We start from the raw sequence: 19729 nt of genomic DNA on the forward strand, positions 1-19729 counted from the left end.
CTTACTTAGTTAGCAAGCCCCAGTACTTTCTTACCTTGGTTGAAGTGAATATCAACCGGAATGCTCGCTGCCTCTAGGCGCGCTAAATCTGAAGCAAGATCGGGTTTAATTATACCCATAGTTTCTACTAGCTTCGCTACGCCATCGTAATCGCCGTCACCTTGTAACGTAAGGATTAGTTCAGATAGTGCTTCTACTGCGGCGCCCATTTTCTCCATATTTACGCGATACATGCCGTCTTCTGTCTTCTCGAAGGCGCCTTGCTGGGCAAAGAAGTTAAAGCGGATCATGTTCGCTTTTCCGTGTGCAGAACTTGCGCCGAAACGTACAGAACGGAAAATGCCAGCCATAAAGGTAACGTAATAATCTTCTAGTGTGCCTTCAGTGATTTCACCTTTTTCAAGAAGACTTTGTACCATGTACAAACCTAGAATATCCGCTTTGCCTTCTTCAAGCGCTGATGCATGCTCTTTAAGTGCTCCGCGCACAGTCCCTGAACCATCTAGGGTATTCTTAATCCCTAAACCGTGTGCCACTTCATGAAACATGGTGTTCGCGAAAAAGGCGTCAAACGTAATGTGTTCACGTTGCTCTGGTACAATTAACGTATCCGCAATAGGCACCAAAATAGTATCGAACTTTGCACGCATTGCGTTTTTAAGCTGCAGACGGCGGGTACCTTTTTCTAGCTGTACTCGCTCATCATTGGGCAAGTTAATTGCAATGGTCTTACTGCCTGCATTAGAGTGGCCGGCATAATAAATAACATCATAAGCGTTAAGGTCTGCATCAGAACCTGGCATTTCCGCTTTATATGCCTTAGCAACCGGAAGGCCTTGCTGTAATTCAGGTAAGAAGGCCGCGTATTTAGCTAGCTTTTCACTCCATGCTAAATCTTTAATGAGTACATAGGCTTCAAACGCTGCGCGATAGCCAAAGAGCTGATCTTCGTAGCTTTCAATAGGACCGATAACCAGCTCAACAGGGTTGGTTTTCATATCCATCCACGCCATGTCAGAAGCCAGGTAGTCGTTTGATAGTAGGGCTTCAGAACGCAGCTGCAAATATTGTTTAAAGCTTTCATCTTCAGCAAGCTCTGACGCTTTTTTAAGTAAGTCAGACGCCTTCATTAATTCGCTTTTAAAGGCTTCAGAATAAGGAACCGAATAAAGGTTGCCCGCTTCATCGCGCTTCACCATGGAATAAAGGCCTTGTTTGTCGCCAAAATCTGCCGTGGCAAATTCCTCTTTTTCCATATCATGGGGGTAGAACTCAGCGCCCAGCGCTTTGTCTTCATAGCCACTTAAAAAAGGTGTATCGCCATTTAAGCGATCCCAAGGTCCATAGTTTATCGCTGCAAAGTGGCGAACTTTTTCGTCACTAATTGACGAAAGAAATGCATCTTTATCTTCAAAGAACGCTTGTTTCCAGAACAAGTCGTCCATAATTTTCGATGCATCAATTAACAGCGAAAGCATTTTGTGTTGATTGTCACTTAGGTGTGACAAATCGCTGGTAAGATCTACGCCGTGATAAATAGACAAGCGAGATTCATCAACAAGTAGGGTTTGCTCGGAAGCGGTTTCAGGCTTTGCTGTTTGAGTTGGTGTTGTATCGGCGTTTTTGCTGCACGCGGTCAGCATAAATAAACCCGCTACTGCAGCTGCAATAGGAGAATAAGTTGTAATTGTTTTTTTCATAATGACTCTTACCGTGTGGTTTAACCGCATTGATTTACAGTATGCGGGGCGGTGAATAGATAGCTCACTATAGCTATGCTTTTGATTTAATACAAAAGTATGAAAAATATTTGCTTAATATCAATAGTGGTTTGCTACCAGTTGACTATACTTTAAAAAAAGCTCTGGTGGTTCTGCCGTTGCTAATGATTCGCATCGACACTGTATTTTTTTAGTTGGTCGAAACTAAAGAGCTACTATAGTATGGTGATAGAAATACCATAATAAAACAATAAACGGTTTGTATTTTAGCGTGAAGCATAGAGGCCTATGTAAGTTAACGCACGGAATGCAACGCACAAACATCGAATCTATTTTAGTCATCAGTTTTGCTGGTGGTCGAGATGATTAACTGGTAAAGCAACCTATCGCCTTCACGAGGCTATTTGGAACTTTCTAAGGGTAGAAATATGTCTACACAGAACGCGCTTTCAACCATTTTGGTTGAAAAAATTAACAATGACACACTCGTCCTTCCCACGCTTCCTGCTATTGCATTGAAAGTCCGCAAAGCGGCAGACGATCCCGATATTAACTTAAACGCGATGGGTGATGTGATTGGTCAAGATCCATCACTTAGCGCAAGAATGATCAAAATTGCGAACAGTGCTTATATGGGACGTAGCGTAAAAGTTACTTCTATCAGCCAAGCGGTTACACGAATTGGTTTACGCCAAATTAAAAACATCTCTACTGCACTCGCTATGGAGCAATTATTCGTCTCTAAAAACGATGTAGTTGCACGCTATTTACAACAAGAGTGGGCAAATACAGTTAATATCGTGGCTAACTCTATGGCGGTGCTTCAGCTTTACATAGCGCGTACCAAAAAGCGTGAAATGAGCATGGATACCATGACACTAGCGGCACTGGTTCACAACATTGGTGTTCTGCCTATTTTGACCGAGGCTGAGCGTCACCCTGAAGTCTTTGCGAACCCTTCATTCCTTGAAGTGGCAATCGATAAATTAGCTGGCCGTATTGGTGCAAGTATTATGACAGAGTGGGGCTTCGGAGAAACCTTCGTTAATGTTTCAAAAAATTGGAAAGACCTAAGCTACATGCCAGAAGAGTTAACCTACATTGATTTCGTTCGTGTTGGCGCTGCAGTTTCAGGTGCGGTAGACAGTCAAAAAGATGCGATCTTAAACTTAGCTATTCAGCGCGGTGTGGTTGAAGATATGGGCGAGCTTCATTCTGATGAGTTTGAAGAGCTTGCAAGCGCAGCGAAGCAAATCTTCTTGTAAGTATTTTAAGCTACAAAATACTGCAAAGGCCGGTACTGAAGCACAACTTCAGTACCGGCCTTTTCGTTAGGGGAAGCTGACAAATGGAAAGCTGACAATGAAACAGCACAAAGCAAACAAATGCCGCTACGCGCTAACAGGCTTCTTTTGAACGTAAAGCAGTAATAAACCTAACCCCAATCCCCACACCGCTGAAGTCATGGAATATAAACTAAATCCTGACGCCGTACACAGCATGGTAAGCAACGCAGGAGCCCTGTGGTGCTCTACTTCCATGGCGCGAACCACCGCTCCTTGCAGCGTAGCTAATAGGGCTAGTCCAGCAAGCAGATGAATAATGATACTGGGCATACTCACAAATAGCGCAACGACCACAGACGCTAATAACCCCATGAACAAATACGCCACCCCCGCTGCTATAGCGGCTTTATAGCGCTGCGACTTTTCATCATCCGCTTGCTCGCCCATGCATAGCGCTGCTGTTATCGCCGCTAAGTTAAAGGTAAAACCACCGAAAGGTGCTAATAAGGCTTGAACAATGGCAATGCCTGACAAAATGGGTTTGTGGTCGGGCGTATATCCATGGGCGTGATGAATAGCTATGCCTGGCAAGTTTTGAGAAAGCGTGGTGATAAGAAAAAGGGGAAATGCTAATCCAATGGCAGCACTCAGTGAGAAAGTGGGCGTTACCCAAATAGGCTCGGGCAGGGTGAATATTGATGGCAGCCCTGGTGAGTCGCTTGATAGAGCAACCACACCATCTGCACTACTCATAAACAAGCTAATGGTCACCGACATGATCAGCAACAACAGCATAAGATAGCGGGGAAATAGTCGGCTTCCTACTAAATAAGCCGCGATAAATAACGCAACTAAGTACGGTGCGTCATTAACATCACTGAATATCGCAAGGCATATAGGTAAGAGAATGCCGGCCAAAAGCGCCGATGAGATTGCAGGGGGAATCCGACTTATTTGTTTGAGCAGGCTACGGCTTTGCGCAGTTACAAGAGAAAGCAAGGCACATAGTATAAATGCACCAATGGCTTCACTTAAACGGTAGTCACCGATACTGGTTAACAAAAAGGCCGCGCCAGGGGTAGACCAAGCGGTAACAACGGGCAGTTTGGATAGCCACGAAAACAGAATGCAGGTAATGCCCATACCGAGCCCAAGCGCCAACAACCAACTCACTACCATGTCGTCGCTGGCGCCGGCTTTACGCGCTACATCAATGATAATGACAACAGAACTACTGTAACCTACTGTAACCGCGGTTAGCCCTGCGCTGATATGACTTAACTTCCACTTGCTCATGAAAACCCTCGTGATGGAATTTCGATTTGGAATCGACCGAGCGATGAAACACGCTTTTAGTGTCTATCGAATGTGCTACTCTACCTTTTTGTGCGCTATAACGTACAATAGTTAACTTAACATCTGTGCGTTATAGCGCACAACTGGTTTATTAAACTCAGCGACAAAATAAAAGGCCTTCATTACATGACAAAAGCAAATGCGCAGCCTTCTGCTATTTCAAGAAGTATTGCACACCACCTGCAGTCTGTTCGTAAAGCTCGGGGGCTTTCCCTTGATAAAACCGCGCAGTTGACGGGAGTGTCTAAAGCCATGTTGGGGCAAATAGAACGAGGCGAGTCTAGCCCCACAATCGCTACCTTGTGGAAGATAGCAACCGGTTTTGCGTGTTCTTTTTCTTCTTTCTTGTCAGGTGATGAAACCGCACCTACGTCCCAACGTGCCGATAACAAGTTCGCTAACGACCCAAACGTAACCATAAAAACGCTATTTCCGTTTAACTCAGCCACCCAGTTTGAAATGTTTGAACTATGCTTAACGGACTTTCATGAGCAGCACTCTTCGGCGCATCAAATAGGCGTCACCGAACATATTCACGTACTACAAGGAAAGTTAGGGGTTTGGCAAGATGGTCAATGGCAAACTTATCAAGCGCAAGAGCAGTGTATATTACGCGCAGACCAGCCCCACGGTTATCGAGATGAAGTAGGAGAAACGCGCTTTATTGTGGTTATTCACTATCCCACTTAAAGCGGTTGGCAACTTTCTTGCACGGTTGGCAACTTTCTTGCAAAAGCTAGGAAAAAGGCTAGGAGAAAGGCTAGGAAAAAAGCGAAGAAGTATTTGCGCTACATGACGGTTGCCACAGTTCAAACAAGCAAGTTAATTAACAGGACCTAATAAAAAGCCTAACTACCCCTAGGTAATTAGGCTTTTCGATAGCGCTAGGCTATCTTTTTCATCGGCTTAATATTTATTTGCCATAAGTTTATAAACTATCGTCGTTAAGATTAAGCGCACCACGAAGGAAGTTAAGCAGTGTACAAATTTCGGCTGACATAAGCGCGAACTCTGCATCAAGGCGCGCTTCAACCTGATCTTTTGGCACATCGTCAGTTTCTTCTTTAATGCGATCGGTGAACTTAACACGTTTAATGGCGCCATCCTCACACATAATAGCCGTCAACGTCTCTGCATATTCGAATGCAACCTTTTGAACCAGCTTACCGGCATCCAAATGAATACTAATTTCTTCGCTGTCTAGCGGCTGGTTCTTACAACGAATAACGCTGCCAGTGTCATCGGTAGATTTAAGCTCAGCTTCTTCAAGTAGACCTACACCTTCTGGTGTTGACTCAGTAACCCAGTGCGTAAGCTCGCTTTGAAGGCTTCTGCGCGTAAATGGCACTACTGGAAGTGAGCCTATGGCTTTTCTTACCATGGCCAAAAAGGCTTCGGCTTTGCCATCAGATGATGCGTCAACTACGACTAAGTTGTCAGCGAGCGAAATAAAGCCGTGAGTGTAGGTGTTTTTCGTAAATGCCTGGGGCAGCAAGCGGGTTTGAATTTCTTGTTTAAGATCTGCCTTGGCTTTTTTACCAACCGGCGAACCGGTTTCCATTTCAATTTTGGCCACCATTTCGTCAAGCTCGGCATTTACCACTGCGCCGGGCAAGATCTTTTCTTGTTTCTTTAGGGTTATCCAAAAACGCTGTTGAACAACATGGAACATGGTGCCTTGCTTACCCGCCTGAGAAAACGGAGAGGCGAACCCCATGGTTGCTAAGTCCTGGCTACCGCACGGGCGAAAAGCGTGTTCGTTAAGGGCACGTTCTAAATCGCCCTCGTCTAGCGATAACGGCTGAGTAATTTGATAGGCTTTTACATTTTTAAACCACATAGTGTAAGCATTCTCTTGATAAAAATAGGGCGCAAGCCTACCAACGTAAGACTCGCGGTGCAATTGAATAAAAGGCCCTAGAAAGCGGGCACCTTAGATTGATAGTGGCAAGAAAGGTTAAGCACTCTTTTTCGGAAAACGAATGGTGTACTGTAAGCCGTTGCCAAGCGTACTGTCGGCCTCTATATGCCCATGCAGTGACTGTGTAACCAAGTTGTACATAATATGTGTGCCTAGACCGCTACCACCTTCTCCGCGTTTGGTAGTAAAGAAGGCATCAAACAACTTACTGAGCTCTTCTTCGCTTAAACCTTTTCCGTCATCTTGGTAGTGGATCACAACATTATCACCATCTTCTTTTACATCTAGTGTTACAGAGCCGGCCGCTTTGCCTTCAAAGCCGTGCGTAATTGAGTTAACCACCATATTGGTAACGATTTGAGCGATGGCGCCGGGTGCACAGGTCACAACTAAATTGTCGGGGCAGGATACGTTAATTTGATGTTCAGTATGCTTAAAACTTGGCATAAGTGACTGAATAATTTCGTTAATATAGTCGCCCAACACAAATTCGCGCTCGGTTTCACTGGTCTGGTCAACGGCCACCTGTTTAAAGCTGGCGATGAGATCAGATGCGCGCTCCAGGTTATTTAAAAGTAATAGTGCAGTTTGTTCCGCTTCATCGATGAAGCTTGCCATGTTCTTACTGGTCAGGCTTTTATCTTCGAAGTCGGTCTTTAAATTGTTAAGTCGCTCTTGTAGAAAGCTGGCTGCGGTCACGCTTACGCCTAATGGCGTGTTTACGTCATGCGCGATACCGGCCACCAGACCGCCAAGCGACGCCATGCGCTCCGACTCGACTAATTGTTCTTGCGCTTGATGAAGTGTATCCATCGAACTGGCTAGCTCTTGGTTACGTTTGCGCAGTTCGGCTTCTATATACTGACGGTTTTCGTTTTCCTGGCGAAGCTCTCGCTGGTGGGCAATAAGCTCGTCTTTTTGCTGCTCTAAGTCGAGCATGATCTGAGACAACGACGCTGTTTTCTTTGCCACTTCTTGTTCTAAAATCAGGTTTTGGTCGTCTAGCTTCTTGTTGGCAAGAGTGAGTTCATTCTGCGCGTCTTTCAGCTTATTGTTTGAAATAATCAGGTCGTCAATAACGTGGTTGTAAGATTCCTTAAGCTGTAATAGCTCGTTGTCATCATCGAGCTTTATGCTGAGTTTGCTCTCTTCTGGGTGCTGAGGATCGAAATTACCCATTTGCTCGGTAATGGTTTGCAGCGGTTCAGAAAGCATGGTGCGAAATGCGGTCATGAACAAGAAGACCAGAAAGGTGGTTTTTACTAACGCATTACCGATAAGAAAAAATACGCCTACTTCAATACGGCTAAAAATAGTATCAAAGCTAGAATACAAGGTAACGTCGCCAACCGTAGATTCGCGACCTGAGAATTTAAATACTAGTGGGAAGCTGTAGCTAAATACGCCGCCGGGATGATCTTCAATTATTTCACGGTCAACCGGAGCAGGAGAGCGCTGAGCACGGATGCCGTACTCGGCAATGTAGTTACCGTTTTCACCACGAACTTGAAGCCCTTCAACAATAGGCAATGACATAAGGCCTTCGGCGATGGCACGCACTTGGTCGTGGTTAAGTTCCCACAAAGCGCGGGTCAGGCTAGAAGAAAAGGTGTTTTTTAGCGTTTGAAGCTCGCCTTCAACGTGATTTTTCGTGCTGAGGTATTCTGTAAAGATCTGTCCTACCGTCACTAGCAGCGTGAGAGAAAAGTACACTGACAACACTCTGGCTAAGAGTTTCCTTGATAACCCTGTCTTGACCGCAGCCATCGATAAACACACCCCTGTTACATCAGACCTTTTAAATCACCGACAACGCTTGGTAGTTGCTCACCTTTGCAACAATAACAGTCGGTTTTATGTAATTTCAAGAATATGCGTAATCGTATGAATAAACAAGATTATGTATTTAAACTTTGGAACAAGCTTGTATTAAACTTGACACATAAATGTAATCGTTTTAATAAAACTGTCACAGACCACATTAATAATAACGGCGTTTAAAAATGAGCAGGAATATTACGATGTCTCGTACAGTGTTGGTGGTTGAGGACGAAGCGCCTATCCGTGAAATGCTTAAGTTTGTGCTTGAGCAATCTGGTTTTAACATTATTGAAGCCGAAGATTTCGACATCGCGCAAGAAAAAATTTGCGAACCTTACCCAGATTTAATCTTATTAGATTGGATGTTGCCGGGAGGAAGCGGTGTACAGCTAGCTAAAAGTTTAAAGCAGCACGAGTTTACTCGTGACATTCCCGTTATCATGCTTACAGCCCGTGGCGAGGAAGAAGACAAAATTCGCGGCCTGGATGCAGGTGCTGATGACTACGTTACTAAACCATTCTCGCCGAAAGAGCTTGTGGCAAGAATCAAAGCAGTGATGCGAAGAGTAACGCCTACATCAAGCGAGGAGCCCATTGAATTTAATGGTCTTAAACTTGAACCGGTATCACATCGCGTAATGGCGAATGAAGAACCGTTAGACATGGGGCCGACTGAATTTAAGTTGTTGCACTTCTTTATGACGCACCCAGAACGTGTCTATAGCCGAGAGCTACTGCTAGATAATGTTTGGGGAACCAATGTTTATGTAGAAGACAGAACGGTAGATGTACATATTCGACGTCTACGCAAAGCTATCTCTCGCCACGGACATGATGCTATGATCCAAACAGTACGCGGCGCGGGTTACCGTTTTTCTACTAAGCTGTAATAAATGTAGTGTTTAGGGAGTAACATGGTGTTATTCCCTTGATGTCGCTGCGCCATCTGGGCATGCGCCCAATTCCACCTTTAACAACGCGAGCTATTTCATGTATTACCCGTTCTCTTGGTTGAGAAGTACATTGCGCTTAGTGCTATTCCTTGTGGTTTTTGCGCTAGTCGGGTGGTATCTAGATGATATGTTATTCGCCGTTGCCATTGGCGCAACCCTGCTACTGCTATTTAACTACTGGCATCTTTACAAGCTAAATCGCTGGTTATGGCATAGTCGTAAAATGTCTCCACCTACCGTGCGTGGCGTGTGGGAACATATTTATGAAGGGATTTATTACCTTCAGCGTCGTAACCGCAATAAGCGTAAAGAGCTTGGTGAATTGGTAAAGCGTTTTAGAGAGGGGTCTGAAGCCTTGCCTGATGCGGCGGTAGTGGTTGATGCTAAGGCCTGCATTATTTGGTGTAACCGCCTTGCTCGCTTGGATTTAGGGCTTAAATGGCCGCAAGACTCTGGGCGTCGAATCGACAACTTGTTGCGCCATCCGGAGTTTATTCAGTACTTTCATGCAGGGAATTATAAATACCCCATTGAAGTACCGTCACCTACCAACCCCAACAAAACCTTTGAATACCGGATTATGCCTTATGGCGATGAGCATTTGTTGCTGATTGCCCGTGACATAACGCGGGTGTCCCAGCTTGAAGAAATGCGTAAGGACTTTGTGGCAAATGTGTCTCATGAATTGCGTACACCGCTAACGGTCATTAACGGATACCTTGAAATTCTTCCTATTGATGAAGACTCCGATCCATTCATGCAAAAAGCGATGAAAGAAATGACATCGCAAACCCACCGTATGCAAAACTTGATAGAAGACTTGCTGGTGTTGTCGCGCATTGAAGCAAGCTCGGAACGCATCTACGAAAATGTTGTGAATATTCCTGTGGTTCTTGCGCAAGTGGAAAGAGAAGCGCAGGCGCTTAATAAAGAGAAAAACCACACAATAAACTTCCACATCGACAAAGAACTCTATGTTTTCGGTGTAGAGACCGAACTGCGCAGCGCTTGCTCAAACTTGGTGTTCAATGCGGTGCACTACACACCTGCCGGTGGTGAAATTAATGTGTACTGGCGACGTAAACCCAATGGCGCGCAATTTTCTGTGGTAGATAACGGTGATGGTATTGAGCCAAATCATCTAAACCGCCTTACCGAGCGCTTTTATCGCGTGGATAAAGCGCGCTCTCGCAAAACCGGTGGCTCTGGCTTAGGTCTTTCCATTGTAAAACATGTACTAAGTCATCATAATTCTCGTTTAGATATAACCAGCACATTGGGTGAGGGCAGTAATTTCTCGTTTGTGCTGGATAACGAGTTGATTGCAGAGCAACTGTAACCCTAAGAGGCGAGAAGTGTTGGTGAGCAAAAAGCATGACAAGATGAAAGGGCAACGCTACCGCCTTTCAACGTTACTTTTAGTAATAGGCTTATTGTTACCATTTGGAGCCCTGGCTGATTTTCAAAATACTCAAAGCTCGTCATCTGCTTCTGGTAGCTATCAAGTACCTGCCTATGAACGTAAGCCTGGGGTGGCAGGAAAAATATCCTCTGTTGGCTCAGACACGCTGGCAAACTTAATGACCTTTTGGTCACAGGAATTCAAAACCCTTTATCCTCAGGTCGGCTTTCAAATACAGGCGTCAGGTTCATCTACCGCTCCGCCGGCACTTATTGAAGGTACTGCCACCATAGGCCCTATGAGCCGAGAACTAAAACCCAGTGAAATACGGGATTTTACGCGAACCCACGGTTACCCGCCTACGGTATTAAAAGTGGCAATGGATGCCATCGCCATTTTTGTGGATAGACGCAATCCGCTGCCGGGTATGACCCTTGAGCAAGTTGACGCGGTGTTTTCTGAAACCCAGTTTTGTGGCAGCAATACAGCCATTACCAATTGGTCTCAGCTCGGCGTTGACGATATAGGCTATCGTTCTCCTATCAGGCTGTACGGTCGAAATTCAGTATCGGGTACTTACGGCTTGTTTAAAGTGATGGCGCTGTGCGATGGTGACTTTAAGAATACGGTAAACGAACAACCTGGCTCTGCATCTGTAGTATTGTCCGTGGCCAGCGGTACAGGCGCGATTGGCTATGCCGCTTACGGCTATAAAACCGCAGGAGTTCGCGCTCTGCCTTTAGGTGAGTCGCTAGATAGCTTAATCCCTCTTTCTATTGATACGGTGCGCAACGAAACGTATCCGTTTGCCCGTTTTCTTTATTTAGTGATAAATAAAAAGCCTGGTGAGCCTTTACCTACTCTGGAAAGAGAGTTTTTGCGCTATATCTTGTCACAGGAAGGGCAGCAGCAGGTGTTAAGAGACGGATATTTCCCCATTCGTGAAGACGTACTGGTACGCCAACGCCGACTGCTTGACGAATAAAAAGTGCCATTCAGAATAACGCTAACCACTCTAATGCCGCTGAACAAATCAACAAGTTTTTTAGGTGGAAGCCTTTTTAAAGTCTACTTCACTCTACCTGCTATGTCATAATTGCGTCACAAATCAAAAGAGTATATTGACGAAAACTGACTAATTGGGATTGAAAGAAGGGGGCGGTTGACAAAAAATAGAGTCTACGTTCGGTCAATAAATTCAGGTTTTTACCAATTAAGTTTTGGAAAAATATACAAAAAACAAATCCCCAGTTGCCAAAGTAAGTCTTCTAAACGTTTTTTTAGCCCAAAATTGAACTTTTTCTATGAAACTTTTGTTACAGCGACTTAATGTAACAAATGTGTCATCTACCTCAGTTAAAGTTTCCGCGTTTTCAAAATCCATAACTATACCGTACCTGGAGAAACACATGGAACTTAAGCAACTTTTCAAGGCTTCAGCTATTGCTACTGCACTTGTTCTAGCAGGCTGTGGCGGCGATATTAATATCAGTGAAGGTGATATTGATAACAGCGTAACTAATAATAACGGTGGAAACACTGGTGGCGATACTGGTGGCGATACTGGTTCAGATGATACAGCTCCAGGTGAAGTAAGCTCTTTCCTAAGTGGTGAAGTTTCTGATGCGTTCGGCCAGTCGGTTGAAGTACGCGTTCTTTCTGGTCGTTTAACAGCTGATGATGCTGACGATCAAGGCGTTATCACGCTAACTAATGACACAGTGTGGGCACTTGAAGGTCCAGTATTTATTGGTAACGACAAAGCAGACAGCGTAACGCTAGCAATCGAAGAAGGTACAGTCATCTTTGGTCGCACTGGTGCAGATTACCTTGTAGTTAGCCGTGACTCTAAAATTGAAGCAGAAGGTACAGCATCTTCTCCAATCATCATGACTTCATTCAATGATGTTGTAGGCGACGAAGTTGGTGCTGGTCAATGGGGTGGTGTGGTTATTCTTGGTAACGGTACATCGACTAAATGCCCGCAAGACGGTTCTGATTGTGCGCTTCAGGTTGAAGGTGCAGAAGAGGGTGCAGTATTTGGTGGTACAGACGATACAGACAGCTCTGGTATCCTTAAATACGTAGTAGTGAAATACGCTGGTTTTGAAATTGCGCCAGACAACGAACTTAACGGTATTACGTTTGGTGGTGTTGGCTCAGGTACAGAAGTTGATTATGTACAAGTACACAGCAACGCTGATGACGGTGTAGAATTCTTCGGTGGCGCGGTAAACGCGAAACACTTAGTTTTAACAGCTAACCAAGATGACTCAGTAGACTGGGACAACGGTTATAAAGGTAAGCTTCAGTATGTTTATGTTCAGCATGCCGCTGACAACTCTGACGCAAACCGCGGTATTGAAGGTGACGGCGACGGTGGTGACGGTCTAGAATTCTCTAAGCCAATGCTCGCTAACATGACAGTTATCGGTAACACTTTCGACACTGCTGACGCTGACTCTGAAGGTCTTCTACTTCGCGACCAAACTGGCGCAAACCTAATGAACTTCCTAATCACTGGTCCAGAAGCAATGGGCGAGTGTTTAGAAATGGACACAGACGAAACGGTTCAAGCTAACCTTTCTGACGGTGATCTAACCATGACTTACTCAGCGATTGCTTGTTCTGAGCCGTTCAACACGCCAGAGGGTGCAGTAGACCTTGAAACATGGTTCACAGGCCAAGAAGGTAATCAGCTAATCGCATTTGAAGACCGTGCAAATCTTGGTCTTAACCCAGACGGTACACTTACAGCAGAAAGTGCGCTTCTTACTGCTGGTGGCGACGCATCTACATTGCTTGATACTTTCTTTGAAGCAAACACATTCATCGGTGCGATTGGTGAAGATGACTGGCGTCAAGGTTGGGCTTTTGGTTTTGGTGGCGGTAACATCGAACTAGCACAATCTGCTTCTGGCTGTCCATCAGGTACAACGTCAATTACGCCAGTAGACGGTTCAACTACTACGTGTGAAGTGTCTGGTACTATCACGTCTGACCTAACGCTTACAGAAGGTAATTTCTACGCGCTTTCAGGTGCAGTATTCGTAGGTGGTGATAAAAAAAACAGCGCAACCCTTACTGTTGAGCCAGGCGTAACTGTTTATGGCGCATCTGGTAACGACTACCTAGTAATTAGCCGTGACTCAGAAATCAATGCAAACGGTACTGCTGAAAACCCAATTACTTTCACATCACGTGACCACGTTGTTGGCGGCCTTGAGGCGGGTGAAGCTGGACAATGGGGCGGCATGATCGTTCTAGGTAACGGCGAATCAACTAAGTGTCCTCAAGACGGTACAGATTGTTCACTTCAAGTTGAAGGTGCACAAGAAGGTGCAGTTTTCGGCGGAACTGACAACACAGATAGCTCTGGTACACTTCGCTACGTTCGCGTAATGCACGGTGGTTTTGAAATTGCACCAGATAACGAACTAAACGGTATTACGTTTGGCGGTGTGGGTTCTGGTACTACTGTTGAGTATGTACAAGTTCACAAAAACGCAGACGACGGTGTTGAGTTCTTCGGTGGTGCAGTAAACGTTAAGTATCTTACGCTAACAGGCATTCAAGATGACTCAGTAGACTGGGATAACGGCTACGTAGGTAAGCTTCAGTTTGTACTTGTTAAGCACGCTGAAGATAACTCTGATGCTAACCGCGCAATTGAAGGCGACGGTGACGGCGGCGACGGCACAGCGTTCTCTAACCCTATGGTTGCTAACATGACTATCATTGGTAACGAGTTCGACACTGCTGATGCAGACTCTGAAGGTGTTCTACTTCGCGACCAAACTAATGCACAACTTTACAACTTTGTTGTAACTGGTCCAGCGGGTATGGGTGAGTGTTTTGAAGCCGACTTAAGCGATGGCGATACTACGCTACTTGCTAACATGGATGGTACCAACACGCCTCAGCTTACTTTTGAAACATCTGTACTAGCGTGTGCTGAAAACATCAAAGACTCTGGCGACTTTAGTCAAGAAGATTGGTTCACTGCGCAGGCAGGTAACAGCCTACTTGATAACACTGCAACAGTACTTAACGGTATTTACACAGTAGATGCAACAGTAGCGACTGACGTATCGACGCTAGACAGCTTCTTCTCTTCAGTAGACTTTATCGGCGCAGTTAAAGACGCTGATAACGACTGGACTGCGGGATGGACTGTTGGTCTTGAATAAGACTCAGTTCGCATAGCTAAAAACAAGCAAGTGCGTTGCAAAAGTGGCGCACTTGCTTTTAAGTTTGTAAAACACGAATAATTATCGTGAAAGTATTCCTTTCTAAAGAGGTTCATCATGAACAGACCTGCTAACAGGTTTCTTCTAAAGCCCATTAGCTTAGCCGTTGCAGCAAGCATTTTGTTTCCAACGACTATAGCCAACGCTCAATCAAACGAAGAAGAAGTGATTGAGGAAGTTGTCGCTACCGGTACGCGCTTAAAAGGTACCGCGACAGCAGTAATGGAAGAACGTAAAAATCAAGCCTTCGTAGCTGACATCATGGGTGCTGAGCAGATAGCTCGTACTGGTGACAGTGACGCTGCGGGCGCACTTCGCCGTGTAACTGGTCTAACACTTGTAGATGGTCGTTTCATCTATGTTCGTGGCCTTGGTGAGCGTTACTCATCAACACAATTAAACGGCGCAATCGTGCCAAGCCCAGATCCAACGCGTAACGTTATCCCTCTCGACTTGTTCCCGTCGAGCATTATCGAAAGCCTTGCGGTTCAGAAATCGTATTCACCATCTATGCCCGCGGCATTCGGTGGTGGTAACGTAAATATCCGATTGAAATCTATACCTACACAGCGTGTTTTCAACGTATCGGCTGCGGTTGGTATCGATACGGAAAACTCTGGTGATGTGTTAGATTATGCTGGTGGTGGACGCGATTGGACAGGTGAAGACGACGGTACTCGTGGCGTTTCAGCAGCTATTCAAGAACGTTGGGATTCAAAAAATTTCTTAGACGATCTTGAGCCAGAAGAAGCATTAGAACTATTCAAAGGTGTTAATAGAGAATACGGGCTAGAAAGAGAGTCTGCCGATCCTGACATGCGCGTTAATGTCACTTATGGTGACAGCTATGATTACGATGACGACTGGCGCTTTGGCTTTTTGGTAACTTCACGTTATTCAGCCCAAACCCGCTCTTCTGAAGAATACGAGCTACAAGACCCTGACTTAGTCGGCGATGACATTATCAATGTACGCTTCTTTGATGATATCCAAGGTACAGAGCAAACGGTGACTTGGTCTTCACTATTAACACTAGGTGTAGACTATAACCGTCAACATCGTATTGATTATAGCCTTATCGTGCTAAACGATACGCGCGACGAAATCCGCGAGATGTTCGGTAATACTGAAAACCTGAACCAAGCAGAAGGCTTGCGTATTAGAGATATTGATGTTCAGTACGAAGAACGCTCGCTATATACCAATCAACTTAAAGGCCAGCATACAATCCCAGAGCTAAACTTCATGGGTATTGACTGGACATACTCATTAGGCCGCTCGGTACGCTATGCGCCAGGTAACTTCAATGCACGCTTCGTTATGGAAGATGTGAATGAAGATGGTATTTTTGACGATGAAAACGAAATCTTCTTATCTGATGCACAAACTGCTGCTCGTTATACTTTCCAAAATCTTCACGACCGCTTGGAGAACTTTGGCTATAACGTGACTTACCCGATGACAATGGGTAAGTGGGAAACTGAGTACAAAGTGGGTGCAAGCTTTGTAACCAAAACTCGTACTGCAGAAAACCGCCGTTTCGATATCAATACGTTAGGTGTTGAAGACCGTTCAATATTAGATGGTAACGACTTTAGCGAAATCTTCAGCGACAGCGTTTTAGACACCCTGTCTTTGTCTAGCCGACCTATCATTCGTGATACGACTATTGCTGGTGATGACTATGTAGCGGGTCAAAAAATTGATGCGTACTATCTAGAAGCTGATTTCTTCTATGACAACAAGTGGCGTTTCACTGGTGGTGCCCGTTATGAAGACTTCCGTCAGGTAGTGGCGCCATTGGATCCGCGAACAAACCAATTTGACTTGAGTGATGAAGCAGATCGTTCACAGCTAGCGTTTCAAGAAGACGGGTTTTATCCAGCGCTTGCTGTAACTTACTTCTTAGAAGACGATATGCAGTTAAGAGCGAGCATCGGTCAAACAGTTGTGCGTCCTGATCTTCGTGAAGTGTCATCAGCAACTTACCTAGACCCATTAACTAACTTCCCGATTGCAGGTACACCTGGTGTAAGCACAACAGATATCATTAACTATGATTTACGTTGGGAATGGTACCGTGAAGCAGGCAACAACGTATCGGTAGGCTTATTCTACAAAGACATGGAAGCGCCAATTGAATCGGTACAGTCTCCAGCTCAGGATGGTCCACCGCTAATTCGTATTGCTAACGCAGAATCTGGTGAGGTTTATGGTGTCGAAGTTGAATTCCTACAAGATTTGGCCTTTATTGGTGACGGTATCTGGGACAACTTGTTTACTACAGGTAACATCACTGTCAGTGATTCTGAAATCGTATTAGATCGTCAGAATATTGTTGAGCAAACCGGTGTTTCTGCGGCGATTACTAATGTTGAGCGTCGTATGACGGGTCACTCTCAGTATGTACTTAACATGCAGTTGGGTTATGACTCAGATAACGGTGAACACTCTGCCTCACTCGTCTACAACGTATTTGGTGAGCGTATTCTAATTCCGGGTATCGACGGTTTCGACGATAACTTCGAACAACCATTCCATTCACTTGATATGGTGTACAAGTATTACCCAGACTTTAATAGCACTGTCACATTACGCGTTCAAAATATTCTAGGTGAAGATCGTGAAATTGAATTCAATGATACGTTGCTTAGGTCGGAGACAAGGGGTACAGGTATTAGGTTGTCATATAAATATGACTTCTAAACCTTAACTTATTACAAAGGCCGCTAACCAGCGGCCTTTTTTATGTGCAATAGATGACACTTTTGGTCTATTTATGACAGTTTCGTAATAAAACTGTCACAGAAAACTCCTATCCTACGCGCAGAAATTTATAGTCGGATACAACCGATTTCTTTTAACTTTAAAGGTTTGAATGTATGAAGCTTATCAATGCCTTGCTTGTGGCAGGTGCGCTAGCAGCGACACCCGTGCTTGCACAAGACGATGAAGTCTTAAAACCCGTTGTCGATGAGGCAGCGAAAATAAACGAGTCAGCGGCGAAATCGCAAGAAAAGATCAACGGTATTACCGATCAAATCGACAGCAAACTTCAACAGTTCAAAACATTGATGAAAGAAATCGAAGGCCTTGAGGTTTATAACACTCAGCTTCGTAAGCAAATCAATAACCAAGAACAAGAAATGGCAGACCTAAATGCTGCTATCGATGAAGTGTCTGTTGTTGAGCGTCAAATCACGCCACTAATGATGCGCATGATTGACGGCCTAGAGCAATTTGTTGCGCTAGACGTACCATTCCTTCCAGAAGAGCGCGCAAATCGCGTTGCTGACCTTCGCGCTATGATGGACCGTGCCGACGTTGCTGCGTCTGAGAAATTCCGCCGCGTAATGGAAGCGTATCAAGTAGAGATGGACTACGGCCGCACTATGGAAGCGTACAGCGGTATTCATTCAATTAACGGTCAAGAGCGTGACGTTGAATTCCTACGCCTTGGTCGCACAGCGCTAATTTATCAAACACGTGATGCAAGCATGCAGGGTGTTTGGAACAAGCAAACTCGTCAGTGGGAAGAGCTTGATAGCAGCTACCGTACACAAATTACAAAAGGTCTGCGCATGGCGAAGAAGCAACTTGCACCAGACTTGCTAATGCTGCCAGTGGCAATTACAGACTAAGAGGTTGATGAGAATGTTTAACACAGTAAAACGTATCGCTGTTGGTCTAGCAGCCCTTAGCATCAGCGTTGGTGCTTTCGCACAAAGCGACCGTGCCATGGACTTAGACGCACTTCTTAAGCAACTAGAAGAAGGTCAGTTCGCACAGTCTCAGCAAAACAAACAGCGCGAGCGTGATTTCCAAGCGCAACGTGCAGAGCAAGATCGCATTCTTCGCGAAACTCGTGAAAAGCGCGACCAAATGCTTGCACAATCAGAGCAGCTTGAAACTCAGTTCGAAGAAAACGAATTCAAACTGGCTGACTTAAACGGTGCACTAGACACACGTCTTGGTTCACTTAAAGAGCTATTCGGTGTGCTTCAGCAAATCGCTGGCGACACCAAAAACAAATTCTATAACTCAGTGGTTTCTGCACAAATCCCTGGCCGTGCTGACTTCCTTGATAAGATGGCACAAGACATGGGTTCAAGCTCAAAACTTGCATCAATTGAAGAAATTGAGCGCGTTTGGTTTGAAATGCAACGCGAAATGACTGAAGCCGGCAAAGTCACTACGTTCAAGACAGACGTTGTTGAAGCGGGCGGTGAAAAAGTGAATAAGTCTGTTGTTCGCGTAGGTCCTTTTGCACTTGTTGCTGATGGTAAATACCTAGAGTACAACGGTGTAACAGGTACAGTATCTGAACTTGTACGTCAGCCTGCTGACCGTTACATGGATTCTGCTGCTGAACTACAAGCATCAAGCGGTGAATTAGTGCAGTTCGGTATCGACCCAACGGGTGGTTCAATCCTAGGTCTTCTTGTTCAAGCGCCTAACCTTCAAGAGCGTGTAGAGCAGGGCGGTGTTGTAGGTTACATCATTCTTATCGTTGGTGCATTCGGTCTTCTACTTGCCCTTGAGCGTCTTGTAACGCTGACGCTTATTCGCATGAAAGTGAACAAACAGCTTAAGAGCAAAGAAGTAAACACAAACAATCCGCTTGGCCGTGTACTTAAAGTACGTGACGAGCACCCAGACGCGGACGTTGAAGCACTTGAACTTCACCTTACAGAAGCGATTTTGGGCGAAGTGCCTAAGTTAGGTCGTAATCTAACTATCATTAAGATTATCTCTGTTGTAGCACCGCTTATGGGTCTACTAGGTACGGTAACCGGTATGATCAACACCTTCCAGGCTATCACCTTGTTTGGTACGGGTGACCCGAAACTGATGGCAGGTGGTATTTCAACAGCACTTGTAACAACAGTACTAGGTCTAGTTGTAGCGATTCCAATGACACTGCTTTATGCAATGCTTAACACACGTTCTAAGAACATTGTGTACATCCTACAAGAACAGGCGTCTGGCGTAATTGCAGAGCGCGCTGAGCGAGGCTAA

13 protein-coding genes are annotated in these 19729 nt (G+C 45.1%); 9 read left to right on the forward strand and 4 right to left on the reverse strand.

Features of this window, described 5'->3' with window-relative positions; all coding sequences use genetic code 11:
* Positions 1-5: 5 nt before the first annotated feature.
* Entirely contained in the window at positions 6-1700 is a 1695-nt protein-coding gene (locus tag NO989_RS02520; protein WP_278343788.1) for a Zn-dependent hydrolase, read from the reverse strand.
* Between the two features lie 449 nt (positions 1701-2149).
* Here NO989_RS02520 and NO989_RS02525 point away from each other — a divergent pair, with 449 nt between their 5' ends.
* The gene (locus tag NO989_RS02525; RefSeq protein WP_014948276.1) at positions 2150-2986 is read left to right on the forward strand and encodes an HDOD domain-containing protein; all 837 of its coding nucleotides are present in this window, start codon (positions 2150-2152) and stop codon (positions 2984-2986) included.
* 126 nt (positions 2987-3112) lie between these two features.
* Here NO989_RS02525 and NO989_RS02530 read toward each other — a convergent pair whose 3' ends face one another.
* The gene (locus NO989_RS02530; RefSeq protein ID WP_014975686.1) at positions 3113-4303 is read right to left on the reverse strand and encodes a benzoate/H(+) symporter BenE family transporter; all 1191 of its coding nucleotides are present in this window, start codon (positions 4301-4303) and stop codon (positions 3113-3115) included.
* A 186-nt stretch (positions 4304-4489) separates the two neighbouring features.
* On the opposite strand from NO989_RS02530, the gene NO989_RS02535 reads away from it, so the two are divergent.
* Positions 4490-5053: a helix-turn-helix domain-containing protein gene (locus tag NO989_RS02535; protein WP_371341996.1), complete on the forward strand. Its 564-nt coding sequence runs from the start codon at positions 4490-4492 to the stop codon at positions 5051-5053.
* Positions 5054-5291: 238 nt separating this feature from the next.
* Here NO989_RS02535 and rdgC read toward each other — a convergent pair whose 3' ends face one another.
* On the reverse strand, positions 5292-6203 hold the full coding sequence (rdgC, locus tag NO989_RS02540; RefSeq protein ID WP_014948279.1) for a recombination-associated protein RdgC: 912 nt from the start codon (positions 6201-6203) through the stop codon (positions 5292-5294).
* Positions 6204-6320: 117 nt separating this feature from the next.
* A complete protein-coding gene (locus tag NO989_RS02545) occupies positions 6321-8051 on the reverse strand; it encodes an ATP-binding protein (RefSeq protein ID WP_371341997.1) in 1731 nt (576 codons plus the stop codon).
* A 254-nt stretch (positions 8052-8305) separates the two neighbouring features.
* Between NO989_RS02545 and phoB the strand changes: the two genes are divergently transcribed.
* From phoB to NO989_RS02580, 7 genes are all read left to right on the forward strand, one after another.
* Positions 8306-8995, forward strand: a complete 690-nt coding sequence (phoB, locus tag NO989_RS02550) for a phosphate regulon transcriptional regulator PhoB (RefSeq protein WP_014948281.1) — start codon at positions 8306-8308, stop codon at positions 8993-8995.
* Between the two features lie 100 nt (positions 8996-9095).
* Positions 9096-10397 carry a phosphate regulon sensor histidine kinase PhoR gene (gene phoR / locus NO989_RS02555; RefSeq protein ID WP_014948282.1) on the forward strand — a complete coding sequence of 434 codons (1302 nt, stop codon included), beginning with the start codon at positions 9096-9098 and terminating at the stop codon, positions 10395-10397.
* 16 nt (positions 10398-10413) lie between these two features.
* Positions 10414-11445 carry a PstS family phosphate ABC transporter substrate-binding protein gene (locus NO989_RS02560; protein WP_080986402.1) on the forward strand — a complete coding sequence of 344 codons (1032 nt, stop codon included), beginning with the start codon at positions 10414-10416 and terminating at the stop codon, positions 11443-11445.
* A gap of 424 nt (positions 11446-11869) precedes the next feature.
* Complete coding sequence (locus NO989_RS02565; RefSeq protein ID WP_371341998.1) at positions 11870-14650, forward strand: hypothetical protein; 2781 nt, start codon at positions 11870-11872, stop codon at positions 14648-14650.
* Between the two features lie 117 nt (positions 14651-14767).
* On the forward strand, positions 14768-17416 hold the full coding sequence (locus NO989_RS02570) for a TonB-dependent receptor domain-containing protein (RefSeq protein ID WP_168533576.1): 2649 nt from the start codon (positions 14768-14770) through the stop codon (positions 17414-17416).
* Positions 17417-17592: 176 nt separating this feature from the next.
* Positions 17593-18351: a DUF3450 domain-containing protein gene (locus tag NO989_RS02575; RefSeq protein ID WP_014948287.1), complete on the forward strand. Its 759-nt coding sequence runs from the start codon at positions 17593-17595 to the stop codon at positions 18349-18351.
* A gap of 13 nt (positions 18352-18364) precedes the next feature.
* Complete coding sequence (locus NO989_RS02580) at positions 18365-19729, forward strand: MotA/TolQ/ExbB proton channel family protein (RefSeq protein WP_014948288.1); 1365 nt, start codon at positions 18365-18367, stop codon at positions 19727-19729.

The organism is Alteromonas sp. DY56-G5 (assembly GCF_041414725.1).
GTDB classification, from domain to species: domain Bacteria; phylum Pseudomonadota; class Gammaproteobacteria; order Enterobacterales; family Alteromonadaceae; genus Alteromonas; species Alteromonas macleodii.